13 protein-coding genes and 1 tRNA gene are annotated in these 12,811 nt (G+C 65.7%); 7 read left to right on the forward strand and 7 right to left on the reverse strand.

The features are described 5' to 3' along the window. Positions 1-2: 2 nt before the first annotated feature. Both BM353_RS06000 and BM353_RS06005 read left to right on the forward strand, forming a co-directional pair. The gene (locus BM353_RS06000) at positions 3-1,283 is read left to right on the forward strand and encodes a hypothetical protein (protein WP_092077861.1); all 1,281 of its coding nucleotides are present in this window, start codon (positions 3-5) and stop codon (positions 1,281-1,283) included. Then, positions 1,280-2,638 carry a cytochrome P450 gene (locus BM353_RS06005; protein WP_092077864.1) on the forward strand — a complete coding sequence of 453 codons (1,359 nt, stop codon included), beginning with the start codon at positions 1,280-1,282 and terminating at the stop codon, positions 2,636-2,638. The genes BM353_RS06000 and BM353_RS06005 overlap by 4 nt, the downstream gene beginning before the upstream one ends. Before the next feature lie 3 nt (positions 2,639-2,641). On the opposite strand, the gene trpE is transcribed toward BM353_RS06005, so the two are convergent. The 7 genes from trpE to fabI all read right to left on the reverse strand — a co-directional run bounded on the left by trpE (position 2,642) and on the right by fabI (position 10,064). Beyond that, complete coding sequence (trpE, locus tag BM353_RS06010; protein ID WP_092077867.1) at positions 2,642-4,153, reverse strand: anthranilate synthase component I; 1,512 nt, start codon at positions 4,151-4,153, stop codon at positions 2,642-2,644. A 4-nt stretch (positions 4,154-4,157) separates the two neighbouring features. Next, complete coding sequence (locus BM353_RS06015) at positions 4,158-5,999, reverse strand: SurA N-terminal domain-containing protein (RefSeq protein WP_092077870.1); 1,842 nt, start codon at positions 5,997-5,999, stop codon at positions 4,158-4,160. A 92-nt stretch (positions 6,000-6,091) separates the two neighbouring features. Then, positions 6,092-7,267: an aminotransferase gene (locus BM353_RS06020; protein ID WP_092077873.1), complete on the reverse strand. Its 1,176-nt coding sequence runs from the start codon at positions 7,265-7,267 to the stop codon at positions 6,092-6,094. Between the two features lie 249 nt (positions 7,268-7,516). Then, the gene (gpt, locus tag BM353_RS06025; RefSeq protein ID WP_092077876.1) at positions 7,517-8,023 is read right to left on the reverse strand and encodes a xanthine phosphoribosyltransferase; all 507 of its coding nucleotides are present in this window, start codon (positions 8,021-8,023) and stop codon (positions 7,517-7,519) included. A 13-nt stretch (positions 8,024-8,036) separates the two neighbouring features. Further along, on the reverse strand, positions 8,037-8,648 hold the full coding sequence (locus tag BM353_RS06030; RefSeq protein WP_092077879.1) for a LysE family translocator: 612 nt from the start codon (positions 8,646-8,648) through the stop codon (positions 8,037-8,039). Continuing rightward, positions 8,645-9,253 carry a LysE family translocator gene (locus BM353_RS06035; RefSeq protein WP_092077882.1) on the reverse strand — a complete coding sequence of 203 codons (609 nt, stop codon included), beginning with the start codon at positions 9,251-9,253 and terminating at the stop codon, positions 8,645-8,647. Before BM353_RS06035 ends, BM353_RS06030 begins: the two co-directional genes overlap by 4 nt. Before the next feature lie 4 nt (positions 9,254-9,257). After that, entirely contained in the window at positions 9,258-10,064 is an 807-nt protein-coding gene (gene fabI / locus BM353_RS06040) for an enoyl-ACP reductase FabI (protein ID WP_092078480.1), read from the reverse strand. Between the two features lie 159 nt (positions 10,065-10,223). Between fabI and pdxH the strand changes: the two genes are divergently transcribed. From pdxH to BM353_RS06065, 5 genes are all read left to right on the forward strand, one after another. Then, complete coding sequence (gene pdxH / locus BM353_RS06045; protein ID WP_092078483.1) at positions 10,224-10,826, forward strand: pyridoxamine 5'-phosphate oxidase; 603 nt, start codon at positions 10,224-10,226, stop codon at positions 10,824-10,826. Between the two features lie 133 nt (positions 10,827-10,959). Beyond that, positions 10,960-11,484 (forward strand): cold-shock protein, encoded by a 525-nt coding sequence (locus BM353_RS06050; RefSeq protein WP_092077884.1) that lies wholly within the window; start codon positions 10,960-10,962, stop codon positions 11,482-11,484. Between the two features lie 16 nt (positions 11,485-11,500). Then, positions 11,501-12,004 carry a DUF192 domain-containing protein gene (locus tag BM353_RS06055; RefSeq protein ID WP_092078486.1) on the forward strand — a complete coding sequence of 168 codons (504 nt, stop codon included), beginning with the start codon at positions 11,501-11,503 and terminating at the stop codon, positions 12,002-12,004. A gap of 48 nt (positions 12,005-12,052) precedes the next feature. Next, entirely contained in the window at positions 12,053-12,580 is a 528-nt protein-coding gene (locus BM353_RS06060) for a hypothetical protein (RefSeq protein ID WP_092077887.1), read from the forward strand. A 46-nt stretch (positions 12,581-12,626) separates the two neighbouring features. Continuing rightward, positions 12,627-12,703 (forward strand) — tRNA-Pro (locus BM353_RS06065). Positions 12,704-12,811: the final 108 nt, after the last annotated feature.

Below are 12,811 nucleotides of genomic sequence, written 5' to 3' on the forward strand. Positions count from 1 at the left end.
CCATGATCGCAGCGCCCGATTCCTCCAAGCCTACCGAGTTGGATCGCTCCAAGGTTCTTTCGCGCAAAGTCTTCTACATTCCGGGATACGATCCTCACCCCGCTCGGCGCTATCGCGAGCTTTATCGCACGGAATCCGCCAGACAGGCCGAGATTTCGGGATATTCGATCTCGCAGTCGGGGGGCGCGCGCCCCGGCCGAAATACCTGGCATGTCGAGTTCACGGATGGTTCAAATTCGAACATTTCGACCGATATCGAAGTGTTGGAGTGGGCCGATCTCGTGCAGTCGAGCATGACCGGTGGCATCGCCGCTACCTATCGGACTTTGCTCCGGACGGTATGGATCTACGTCTCAAGTGGCGCAATATCGAGGCTCGCGGGCCTCCGAAAAGGCCCGGTCATCGCCGCGCTCTATCCGGTTATTTTCTTGTTATTCCAATTTATTATCGCGCTATCTTTCGGTACGGTCGCGTGTTTCATCGCGCTTTCAATAGCTCGCACAGCATCGAACGGCCCGGGCTCCGCGCTCACGGGATGGGGCCTCGGGCTCAACCTCGGCGCAGTCGTCGCGGTGGCCGTGCTTATCTGGTTCCGCAAACTGGACGGTAGGTTCCTCGCATACTACCTGATGCAGGATTTTGCCTATTCCGCGGCGCTCCGGGGGCGCTCGCCTGATGCATTGCAACGCCGCCTGCAGGGGTTCGGGCGCCGCATCCATGACGCGCTCAATTCGACGTATGACGAAGTATTGGTGGTGGGCCACTCTTCCGGCGTACACCTCGCCATCGAAGCTCTTGCGCCTATTGTCCGAGACGGAGGGCTCCGCGGCTCCGAGGCGACCCTTTCGTTTCTCTCACTGGGCCATGTGGTGCCAATGGTGTCGTTTCTGCCGGAGGCCCATGATCTGCGCCGTGATCTTCGAGACCTGTCTTTGGAGGATGAGTTGACTTGGGTCGATGTGAGCGCGCCGGGGGATGGTTGCTCCTTCGCGCTTTGCGATCCAGTTGCCGTCAGCGGGGTCGCGACGCCGGGGAAAAAGTGGCCTCTGGTCATCTCGGCCCGGTTCAGCCAGACTCTCTCGGAGAGCCGGTGGAAGTCGCTCAGATGGCGCTTCTTTCGGCTTCATTTCCAGTACCTTTGCGCTTTCGACCGCCCCGGAATTTACGACTATTTCCAGATCACCGCCGGCCCGTTGACCCTCGCGCAGCGCTTTGAGGGTCACGCGCCCTCGCCATCGAGGATTGAGGCGGCAAGATCCGGATATCGGTCTGTTTCGCAATGAGTTTTCAGCCGCCCAAACCCAAATCTCGCCCGCGGCGATCCAGCCTTTGGTCCTATGCGCAGCGGTTTCGGAGGGACATTCTCTCGGCCCAGCCGGACCATCTGTTCGACGCGCGGATGGCGGAGTTCAAGACGCCGTTCTTCAACTCCTTCCTCATCAACGAGCCGGGGCTGGTTGATGAGGTCTTGCGCGTGCGGCCAGAGGATTTTCCGAAATCGAACCGGATCGGAGAAGGGCTGCGGCCACTGCTTGGAGAGTCGATTTTTCTGACTTCGGGCGAGACATGGGCGCGGCAGCGGCGGATCATCGATCCGGCCTTTGCCGGCGGGCGGTTGCGGGCCAGTTGGCTGGAGATGGTGGCGAGCACTGAGGCGGCGATCCGGCGGCTTCATGGCCACGCCGGTCGCGTGATCGACATCGAAGAAGAAGCCAGTCATGCGACGGCCGATGTGATCTTTCGTGCGCTCTTTTCGATGCCCATCGAAACGTCGCAAGCGCGGGCGGTCTACAGCGCGTTTTGCGCCTACCAACGCACCGCGCCGATTCTGAACCTCGCGGCGCTCATACCCTTGCCGAGATGGGTGCCGCGGATATTTCGATCTGGAACGAAACGTCATGCGCAAGACATTCGGACCTTGCTGCGCGCCATGACGCTGCGCCGGGCGGAGGAGATCGCGGCGGGGACTGCGCCAGACGATCTTGCGACCCGGATCATGACGACGAAAGACCCCGAGACGGGGAGTTTGTTTTCGCCTGAAGAAATGGTCGATCAGGTCGCGATCTTCTTTCTTGCCGGGCATGAAACCAGCGCCAGCGCTCTGTCCTGGGCGCTCTATCTGCTCGCCTCTTCACCGGAGTGGCAGGAGAAAGTTGCTGTTGAGGCGCGTGCGGTTGATTGTAAAAACTTCAACAATGCCAAGAGATTGACATCCGCAGCTCATGTTTTGCGTGAAACGATGCGGCTCTATCCGCCGGTGCCGATGATGGTGCGGGAAGCTACCGGTCCTGAGCGGTTCCGCGATCGCGATGTGCCGAAGGGCGCGCAGATTGTTATTAGCCCGTGGCATCTGCATCGTCATCGCAAACTTTGGGATGAGCCCGATGCGTTCCGGCCCGAGCGGTGGGCCGAGGAGACAACCAAGGCCACTGCGCGCGCGGCGTATCTGCCCTTCTCCACCGGTGCGCGCGTCTGCCCCGGGGCCGGGTTTGCGATGGCTGAAGGCATTTTGATGCTGTCGATGATCACCGAAGCGTTCGAGATCGCGCCGGTCAATACGCCCGAGCCGGTTGCGCATCTGACGGTGCGGTCACGCAATGGCATTCATCTGCGGCTCACGCCGCGCGCGAAGGCCTGAGGCCTAGCTGTTGCCGCGGCCGGTGAAGCGCGCGGCGTCGGCGGCGGCGCGCCGGATGGCGTTGGACTTGTGCACCGTTTCCATGAACTCGGCTTCGGGATCGCTGTCGTAGACAACGCCGCCGCCGGCCTGGATGTAGAGCCTGTCGTCCTTGATGATGGCGGTCCGCAGCGCGATGCAGATATCCATATCGCCTCCAGACGAGAAATAGCCGACGCCGCCGCCATAGATCCCGCGCTTTTCGGGCTCCAACTCGTCGATGATCTCCATCGCGCGGACCTTGGGTGCGCCAGAGACGGTCCCGGCCGGCAAGCCGGCGAGCAGGGCCGAGAGCGCGTCCTGATCCGCGGCGAGTTCACCGACGACGTTGGAGACGATGTGCATCACGTGGCTGTAGCGCTCGATGATGAATTTCTCGGTGGGGCGCACCGTGCCGATGCGCGAGACGCGGCCTGTGTCGTTGCGGCCCAGATCGAGCAGCATGAGATGCTCGGCGAGTTCCTTGCGGTCGGCCAGAAGATCGGCCTCCAGCGCGCGGTCTTCCTCTGGTGTGGCGCCGCGCGGGCGCGTCCCGGCGATGGGGCGGATCGTCACTTCGCGGTCAAAGACCCGGACGAGAATCTCGGGGCTGGCGCCAACGACCTGGAAGCCGCCGAAATTGAAGTAGAACATGAAAGGCGAGGGATTGGTGCGGCGCAACGAACGGTAGAGCGCGAAGGGCGGCAGGGGGAATTCCTGCGTCCAGCGCTGCGAGGGGACGACCTGAAAGATGTCGCCCGCGCGGATGTAGTCCTTGGCGGTCTCCACCGCGGCCATGTAGCCCTCTTTGGTGAAGTTCGATTGCGGCGGGCCGATCTCGGCGGCGTCGCCCAGATCGCGGGAGACGGAAGGCGGCGCGCGGTCAAGATCGCGCACCGCGTCCATCACGCGCTCGGCGGCCTGGGCATAGGCCGCGCGCGCGGTGACTCCATCGCGGACCCAAGCCGGGGCGACCACCGTCACCTCGCCGTTGACGCTGTCCAATACCGCGACGACCGAGGGGCGCATCATCACCGCATCGGGCAGGCCCAGCGGATCGGGGTTGACGTTGGGCAGGTGTTCCACAAGGCGGATCATGTCATAGCCGAGGTATCCGAAAAGCCCGGCGGAGGCTTGCGGCAGATCATCGGGCAGGGCGATCCGGCTTTCGGCGATCAGCGCGCGCAGGCTCTCCAGCGGCGATCCATCCTGCTCGGCGAACGCCTCCCGGTCGATCCGCGCCTCGCGGTTGATGCGGCTCGTCTCGCCGTGGCATTGCCAGATGATGTCGGGCTTCATGCCCACCATCGAGTAGCGGCCGCGGACCTCGCCGCCGGTCACCGATTCCAGCACGAAACTGTCGCGATCGGCCCCTGCGAGCTTGAGCATCAGCGAGACCGGCGTGTCCAGATCGGCGGCCAGTCGGGCGTAGACCACCTGATTTTCGCCGGCCTCATAGCCTTTGGCGAAGCTGTCGAAATCGGGTGTGAGCTTCATGCGGTTACCGGAAATTGGCGTGGACGGCGTTGAGCGCCTGTTGGTCGATCTGCACCCCGAGGCGGCGTTGCACCGTGTCCATCCAGGTGCCGAAAACTTCGCTTGAGATCGCTTGCGAGGCCTGTTGCGACAGGAGCGTGCTGATCTGGCGCAGGTCCGGGTCCTCCGGGTCGTGCGGCTCGACCGCATCGAGCCGGGCAATCGCGGCGCGGCCGGCTTCGGCGGTCACGATGATCGCGCCAGGCTCGGCGGCGAAGAGATCGACCAGAAGGCCGGTCGGCACATCGGGAGCGAAATCGCGGCGGGTTTGGTCCGCGGCGGTCTGGGGGGCGAGGCCGAGATCTTCAAAGCTGCTGCCGTTTTCAAGCGCGGCGCGCAGGGTTTCGGCCATCTCGAGCAGCCGCGTCTCCGCCTCGGCCAGCTCCCACGCGGCGCGCACCTCATCGGCGACATCCTCAAAGGGCGCCTTGGCCGCGGGCACGACCTCGTCGAGGCGCAGGGCGAAAATCCCGCCATCTTCGAGCATCTGGATTTCGGGGTAGTCCTGCTCGGTCACCGCGCGCGCGGTGGCGCCGAAGGCATCATAGGCGGCGATGCCGGTCGCGAGCCCGTCGTACCAATCGATCTGGCCCTGTTCGAGCCCGCCCTCGGCGGCGAGATCTTCGAGCGTCGCGCCGGCGGCGAGCTGGTCTTCGAGCTCGGAAATCCGGGCCTCGATCTGGCGGCGGGCGCGGTCCATCGCGAGGTCTTCGCGCAGGAAGGGCAGGGCGTCCTCGAAGGAGGTCTCGCTCGCCTCGATGATGCCGTTCACGCGGAAGAGCGCGGGGCCGAGGTTTGACGGATGCGGGCCGGTGACGGCGCCGTCTTCGGCGGCAAAGACCGGATCGCCGGCGGCGGCGAGATCCTCGCGCGTGACATCGCCGAGATCCACATCGGCCAGATCGAGCCCGCGCGCGGCCACGAGCCCTTCGAAGATCGTCTCGCCGGCGGCGATGCGATCCGCCGCGCTCTCGGCCTCCGCCCCGGTCGCGAAGACGAGGCGCTCGACCAGACGCCGTTCGGGCTGGACGAATTCGTCGATCCGCGTCTCGTAGCTGTCGCGCAGCGCGGCCTCATCCAGCTCCACATCGCCCACGATCATCTCCGGCAGGAGCCAGACATAGGTCAGCCGCTTGCGCTCGGGCAGTTGGAAGGCATCCTCCGCGTCCGCGTAAAAGGCGCGCAGCACCTCCTCATCCGGCTCGGGCAAAGGCGCGTCGAGCATCGCCGGCTCCAGCCAGGCGAAGGTATAGCTGCGCCGCTCGCCGAGATGGGCAAGGAGCGTGTCGGTGTAGGTCTGGGGGATTTCGATCCCGGCGGCGATGGCGCTCTGCACCAGCCCGCGCGCGGTCTCCGAGCGCAGGCGCTCTTCGAACTCGGCTTCGGTCATGCCGTTGTTCTGCAAGGCAAACCCATAGGCATCGCGGTCGAATCCACCATCGCTGCGGCGGAAGGCGGGGATGGTCAGAAGCTCGTCGCGCACGGTTTCATCGCTGACGGAGAGCCCGAGTTCGGCGGCCTCGACCTCAAGCGCCTTGGCCGTCACGCTGCGGGCGAGGGCGACGCGGTCGAGCCCCTGGGCCTGGGCGTCCTGAAAGCTCAGGGCCGTCCCGGTCTGGGATTCCACGCCGCGGATGATCTGGGTCAGATCGCGGCCATAGGCTTCGATCGAGATGGGCTCGCCCCCGACCTTGCCGACCGAGCGCACCGTGCCCGACAGGCCCGAGGCGCCAAAGCCCATGAGCCCGACGATGAGCAGGCCCAGCAAGATGTAGACCAGATAATTCGAGACCTTACCGGATGCCATGTTGTGCCCCGCTCCCCTTCGGAATTTTTGTCGTATCTTCCTATGCGCAGGGCCGGGGCAGCGCAAGGCGAGGGATGGGGCTTTCGAGCGCGCTAGGGCTGGAAATCCATCAGCCGCCGGAAGAGCTCGGCGATACCCGCGCGATCCGCATTGGCAAAGGCGATGCGCAACTCGCGCGCGCCGGCCGCGTCACCGTCGGGGCGGAACATCGTGCCGGGCAGGAGCAGAAGGCCCGCATCCGGGACGAGGCGCTGCGCGAGGGCGTCTGAGGGGATGTCGAACGGGTGGCGGACATAGGCGAAATAGGCGCCGAGGCCGAGCAGGGCCCAGCCGCGTTCGGCGAGGGGCGCGAAGCCCTCGGCGATGGCCGCGCGCCGGTCGAGGATTTCGGCGCGTTCGCCGGCGAGCCACTGGTCTAGGTTCTCCAGCCCCCAGAGCGCGGCGTGCTGGCCCAGTTGCGGCGCGCAGATCGCGACCGTGTCGAGGAATTTCTCGGCGCCGGCGAGAAGGTCTTCGGAGGCGGCGAGCGCGCCGGTGCGGTGCCCGGTAAGGCGGTAGGATTTGGAAAAGGAGTAGAGCTGGATCAGCGTCTCGGCCCAGTCGGGTCGGGCGAAGAGCTGATGCGGCGCGCCCGCGTCGATGTGGAAATCGCGGTAGGTCTCATCGAGGATGAGCTTGATGCCGGTTTCGCGGGCGAGATCGAAGAAGGCGTCGAGCAGCGCAGCGGGATATTCCACGCCGCCGGGATTGTTGGGGGAGACCAGCGCGATGGCGCGGCTGCGCGGGGTGATCAGCGCGCGCGCGGCTTCGGGGTTAGGCAGGAGGTCCGGCCCGGTGGGCAGCGGGATGGCGCGCACCCCGGTCATATCGAGCCACATCTTGTGGTTGAAATACCACGGGGTGGGCAGGAGGATCTCGTCGCCCTCGGTGGTGATCGCGGCGGTGGCGGCGGCGAAGGCCTGGTTGCAGCCGGCAGTGATGGCGATTTGCGCGGCTTTCGGGCCGTGGCCGTAGCGGCGATGCGTACTCGCGGCGAGGGCTTGGCGGAGTTCGGGCAGGCCGAGGACGGGGCCGTAAAGATGGGTGTCGGGATCGCCCAGAGCATCGGCCATCGCAGCGCGCAGGGGCGCGGGCGGCGGATCGACGGGCGCGGCCTGGCTCAGGTTCAGGAGCGGCCGGTCAGGCGGGAAGCTCACCCCGTCGAGCCAGCGGCGGGCGGCCATGACGGGGGGCGGGAAGGTGGCGTCTGTGCGGGAAGTCACGGGCATCTCGGATCTGGTGTCAAAATGCGCGCCTGCGGCGCAAGTCTATGCGTTTATTGGCGCTCCGGTCCCACCAAAGCAGCAGCTTCGCAGGGCCTCCATCGCTTCGGCATGGGATGACAGGGGTGCCCGCGCCGCGCAAGGAAAATAGACCGTATCCCCGCTCTCGCGGGGGCCCTCGGCGATTTGCCTTGCGCGTCCCGGTCCCCCCTGTCCTTTGAGCCTTTGCGCGATGGCGGGCTCCGAAGCAGCGGCTCAGTCCTTGCCGCGATAGGGCTCGACGTATTGCAAGGCCATGTCCCAGGGGAAGAAGATCCAGGTGTCCTGGCTCACCTCGGTGATGAAGGTTTCGACCATCGGGCGGCCTTTAGGCTTGGCGTAGACCGTGGCGACATGGGCTTTGGGCATCAGCGCGCGGACCACTTCGAGGGTTTTGCCGGTGTCGACGAGATCGTCGATGATGAGCACGCCCGTGCCGTCGCCCACCGCGTCCATGTCCGGGGTCTTGATGATCTCGGCGGCGCCTTGGGTCTGGTGGCTGTAGGATTTCACGCTGATGGTATCGACGAGGCGGATATCGAGCTCGCGGGCGGCGATCATGGCGGGGGCCATGCCGCCGCGGGTGATGGCGACGACCATCCGCCAGGCGCCGTCTTCGCCCGGGCCCTGGCCCTGCAGGCGCCAAGCGAGGGCGCGCGCGTCGCGGTGCAGCTGATCCCAGCTGACGTGGAAGCCTTTTTCGTGGGGAAGGCGGTCGGTCATCGTGAACTCCGTATCAGGTAAGGGCGACCTTGAGGCCGAAAGCGGCAAGCAGGGTGCCGAGGCTGCGGTCGATCCAGGACTTGGCGCGGCCGTAGGCGGCGCGGGCGCGGGGCAGGGAGAAGACGCGGGCCACGACGATGTACCACAGGGTTTCGTTGAAAAAGACGATCGCCACAAGGGCGGCGAGCCAGGGCAGCGACGTGCCGGCGGGGACGAGGCCCACGAAGATCGCGCCGAAGAAGATCGCCGCTTTGGGGTTGGTGATGAAGGTCAGAATACCGAGGCGCATGGCGGCGAGAGTCCCGCGCGGAGGGCGGGCATCGGCGGCGGGCAGGGGCTTGGGCGCGTGGCGCCACATGGAGACCGCGATGTAGAGCAGGAAGGCGGCGCCCACGAGTTTGAGCGAGAGGTAGAGCGCGGGGACAAGTTCGAAGAGGAGCGCAAGCCCCGCGAGCGCGGCCGCGGCCCAGACAGCAGCGCCGATGCCGAAGCCAAGCGCGAGGGCGGTGGCGGTCGGGAACCCCTCGGCGATGGCGGTGCGGACCGACACGACGAAGGAGGGGCCGGGGCTGATCGCGGCCAGAAGATGGATGAGCGCCACGGTGGCGAAGGCCGCAAGCGTCATGCGCTGCGCTCCCAAAGAAGCCTGAGCCCCAGGGCGCCGAGCACCGTTGCCGCGGCGCGGTCGAGCCCGGACTTCGCGCGCAGGTAGGCGGCCCGGGCGGGCGGCGTGCTCAGCAGGGCGGCGAAGCCGGTGTAGGCGATGAGCTCGACAGCGAGGTGGTTGGCGACGATGAGCGATTTCTCCGTCAGGGTTAGCCCCGCCGGGAAGATCACCAGCAGGACCGCGGAGGCGAAGAGCACGGATTTGGGATTGGCGAGGTTGACCAGAAGCCCGCCGAGGAAGGCCCGTTTGACCGGAGCGGTCTCGGTGTCCAGTGGGGTGGCCGCATCGCGCCAGATACCCCAGGCGAGCCAGAGGAGATAAACCGCGCCGACAAGTTTCATCACGCCGTAAGCCCAGGGCACCAGTTGGAAGAGGCCGGTGAGGCCCAGCAGCGCGAGCGTTGTCCAGCTGGCGGCCATGGTCGCCAGGCCGAGGCCCGTGGCGGCACCGGCCCGGAACCCGCCGGAGATCGACATGCGGATGGAGAGCAGCATCGCGGGGCCGGGACTTGCGAGCGCGGCCAGTAGCGTGAGGTTGAACGCCACCAGATGGGCGAGCTCCATCGCCTCAGTCCTTGGACATGTCGGGCGCGTCGACGGCCTTCATGCCGACCACGTGGTAGCCCGCGTCGACGTGATGGGTCTCGCCCGTCACGCCGCTGCCCAGATCCGAAAGCAGGTAGAGCGCGGATTTGCCCACGTCTTCGATCGTCACGTTGCGGCGCAGGGGCGAGTTGTACTCGTTCCACTTCATGATGTAGCGGAAATCGCCGATGCCCGAGGCCGCGAGCGTCTTGATCGGCCCGGCAGAGATCGCGTTGACGCGGATGCCGTCCTTGCCGAGATCCTCGGCGAGATAGCGCACAGAGGCCTCCAGCGCGGCCTTGGCCACGCCCATGACGTTGTAATGGGGCATGACACGCTCGGCGCCGTAGTAGGTCAGGGTCAGGCAGGAGCCGCCCGCGTTCATCATCGCCGTGGCGCGCTTGACGACCGATGTGAAGGAATAGACCGAGATGTCCATCGTCATGGTGAAATTGTCGCGCGTGGTGTCCACGTAGCGGCCGCGCAGCTCGGATTTGTCGGAAAAGCCGATGGCGTGGACGACGAAGTCGAGCGTGCCCCAGCTGTCGCGGAGACTGTCGAAGAGCGCGTCCACGCTCGCCTCATCCGACACGTCGCAGGGCAGGACGATATCGGAGCCGAGTTGCGCCGCGAGCGGCCCCACGCGTTTCTTCAGCGCCTCACCCTGGTAGGAAAAGGCAAGCTCCGCCCCGGCCTCGGCACAGGCCCGGGCGATCCCCCAGGCGATGGACTTGTCATTGGCGAGGCCCATGATCAGCCCGCGCTTGCCCTTCATCAACTCGCTCGACACGGCCCGCATCTCCTCGTAAGTCATTTGCTCTGATCGGTTTAGGCGATTGGTTTGGGGGCATCAAGTCTCGCCCCTGCGGGGAGGGCAGGAAATTTGACCGGAACATCGGACGACGAGCGCGGCGCGGAACCTGGTGCAGAGCTGGGTGCGGGGACAGACGTGGCGCGGGGCGGGATCTTTGCCGGGAGCGATCCCTTTGCGATCGCGCGCAGCTGGCTGGCCGAGGCGGAAGGGGCCGAGCCCAACGACGCCAACGCCATGGCGCTTGCCACGGTCGACGCGGCCGGGATGCCGAACGTGCGGATGGTGCTGCTCAAGGATATCGAGGCGGACGCCTTTGTCTTCTACACCAACTACACCAGCCGCAAGGCCGAGGAGATCGAGAGCGCGGGCAAGGCCGCTTTCGTCATCCATTGGAAATCCCTGCGCCGCCAGATCCGCGTCCGGGGCACCGTGACGCGCGAGGCGGGGGAGAAGGCCGACGCTTATTTCGCCTCGCGCTCGCTCAAGAGCCGCCTCGGGGCCTGGGCCTCGCACCAGTCGCAACCGCTGAGCTCGCGGGCCGCGCTGATGGCGCGGGTGGCCAAGATCACCGCGCGGTACGGCGCGAGCCCTCCGCGCCCGCCGTTTTGGGGCGGCTATCGCATCGTGCCCGAGGAAATTGAGTTTTGGGCCGATGGCGCGTATCGTCTGCATGATCGTTTCCGGTGGATTCGCGCTTCTGACCGGGAAAGCTGGCAGGTGACACGGTTAAATCCTTGACGGATTTACTCAACTTTGACCTAAAAGCGCTTAGGATTCGCGGGTTGAGCCATGACTCATGATTAACCCTTGAAGATCGGGGCAGTTTCCTGAATGTTCCGCCCCGGAATGCAAGATTTGGAATTGTTACGCCGTGAAGCAAGAGCAGATTACATCTGTGGTAGGCCGCGTTAAGTGGTTTGACCCATCGAAGGGCTATGGGTTCATAGTGGCTGACACCATCTCGTCGGACATTTTGTTGCATGCCAACGTATTGAGAAACTTCGGCCAGGGCTCCGTCGCCGATGGCTCGGGGATTGAAGTCGTCACTCAGAGCACCGATCGCGGCGTGCAGGCCATACAGGTCCTGCGCATCGATCCGCCGGACGGGACCGGGCTTGCCGGGCTCGCCGATCTCGAAGGCTTTGATGAGGAACGGCTTGATGCGGCCGAGCTTGAGCCGGCGCGAGTGAAGTGGTTCGACAAGGCGAAAGGTTTCGGATTTGCCAATACTTTCGGCAGATCCGAGGATATTTTCATCCATGTCGAAGTTCTGCGCGCCTCTGGGCTTGCCGATCTGCAACCGGGCGAGGCGGTCTGCCTCAAGGCGATCGACGGGCAGCGCGGGCGTATGGCCGTGCAGATCAGCGCCTGGGAATCGGCGTTCCGGGACGAGTGACGTGCCGCTGCGCGCCATGACGTGGGCGGCTGGGGCAGGGATCGGGCTTGCCCTCCTTGTCGGCCTCGCGGCCCTCCCTCCGAGCATCACCCCCCAGCGGGCCGCGGCGCAGGAGCACTGCGCGGCTGATGCGATCGAGATCCGGCTGCCGGGGCGCTCCGCGCGGTTCACCGTCGAGCTGGCCGACACCAACGCCAAACGCGCGCTCGGTCTGATGCACCGCGAAGAGCTCGCCGCCGACACCGGGATGCTCTTTGTCTACCCCAAGCCGCAGCGGGCCGTCTTCTGGATGGAAAACACCCTCATCCCGCTCGACATGATCTTTGCCGACAGCCGCGGCGTGGTGCAGCGGGTCCATGCCAATGCCCGCCCGCTCGACCGCACCACCATCGACGGCGGCCCGGGGATCCAATTCGTGCTGGAGATCAACGGCGGGCTCGCCGCCGCGCAGGGGATCACCCCCGGCGCCCAGATGCGCCACCCCTCCATCGCACAGGACCGCGCGGCCTGGCCCTGTTGAGCCAGCCGGTACAAGGCCCCTCCGAGGGGCAGACGTCAGGGAGGCGACATGGCGCGCGTCATTTTGCATGTGGGCACCCACAAGACCGGCATTGACCCGATCCATGTGGAGGAGCCGCCGGTGGTGCGCGAGTCGGTGTCGGTGCGGGCCGCGCGCTGGTTCATGACCACCAAACATGACGGCACGGCGCTCGATACCTCGGCGCTGCGGGCGCGGTGGGTCTATGCGCTGTCGGATGCGGCCTCGCCTTTGCTCACCGATGCGCCGCGCGAGTCCCTTTGGGCCTCCGCCGAGCAGCGCGACGCGGTGTTCGCGCAAGCGCTGGACGGGTTCACCCACAACGAGTTCTGGGACGCGCCCTCTGATGAGATCACGCCCCTCATCTGGACCGCGGACCAGCAAGCCGAGGTCGAAGCGCACTATGCCGACTGGTTCGCCCGGTCCGAGACCTGGCTGAAGTTTCGCAAACATCTCGGTATGGCTCCCTACCAGAAAGACGAAACTCTGAGCGCCTGGGACAAGACCGTGCGCTATGGGGCGTTCAAATTGCGCAGTCTGCTTCAACCCGGGCGCTGATTTCGCTTTTCAATCGCGGCGGTCGCGGGTAGAGAAGGCGCTGGTCCGGGGCGTGGCGCAGTCTGGTAGCGCACCTGTTTTGGGTACAGGGGGTCGTGAGTTCGAATCTCGCCGCCCCGACCAACTCCTTCCCAAAGAACGAAATTACCGCCGAGATCGGCGAGGAGCCGCGCATGGGACGCGCGCTGCGCCATTTTCGCCGCATCCTTGTGCAAGAGGGCAATCCTTACC

Source organism: Poseidonocella sedimentorum (assembly GCF_900116005.1).
Classification (GTDB): domain Bacteria; phylum Pseudomonadota; class Alphaproteobacteria; order Rhodobacterales; family Rhodobacteraceae; genus Poseidonocella; species Poseidonocella sedimentorum.

What these genes read in the sequence shown, in the direction of transcription:
- BM353_RS06000 (WP_092077861.1), top strand. Translation starts at nt 3, where the DNA reads ATGATCGCAGCGCCCGATTCCTCCAAGCCTACCGAGTTGGATCGCTCC.
- BM353_RS06005 (WP_092077864.1), top strand. Translation starts at nt 1,280, where the DNA reads ATGAGTTTTCAGCCGCCCAAACCCAAATCTCGCCCGCGGCGATCCAGC.
- trpE (WP_092077867.1), bottom strand. Translation starts at nt 4,153, where the DNA reads ATGAAGCTCACACCCGATTTCGACAGCTTCGCCAAAGGCTATGAGGCC.
- BM353_RS06015 (WP_092077870.1), bottom strand. Translation starts at nt 5,999, where the DNA reads ATGGCATCCGGTAAGGTCTCGAATTATCTGGTCTACATCTTGCTGGGC.
- BM353_RS06020 (WP_092077873.1), bottom strand. Translation starts at nt 7,267, where the DNA reads ATGCCCGTGACTTCCCGCACAGACGCCACCTTCCCGCCCCCCGTCATG.
- gpt (WP_092077876.1), bottom strand. Translation starts at nt 8,023, where the DNA reads ATGACCGACCGCCTTCCCCACGAAAAAGGCTTCCACGTCAGCTGGGAT.
- BM353_RS06030 (WP_092077879.1), bottom strand. Translation starts at nt 8,648, where the DNA reads ATGACGCTTGCGGCCTTCGCCACCGTGGCGCTCATCCATCTTCTGGCC.
- BM353_RS06035 (WP_092077882.1), bottom strand. Translation starts at nt 9,253, where the DNA reads ATGGAGCTCGCCCATCTGGTGGCGTTCAACCTCACGCTACTGGCCGCG.
- BM353_RS06055 (WP_092078486.1), top strand. Translation starts at nt 11,501, where the DNA reads ATGACGTGGGCGGCTGGGGCAGGGATCGGGCTTGCCCTCCTTGTCGGC.
- BM353_RS06060 (WP_092077887.1), top strand. Translation starts at nt 12,053, where the DNA reads ATGGCGCGCGTCATTTTGCATGTGGGCACCCACAAGACCGGCATTGAC.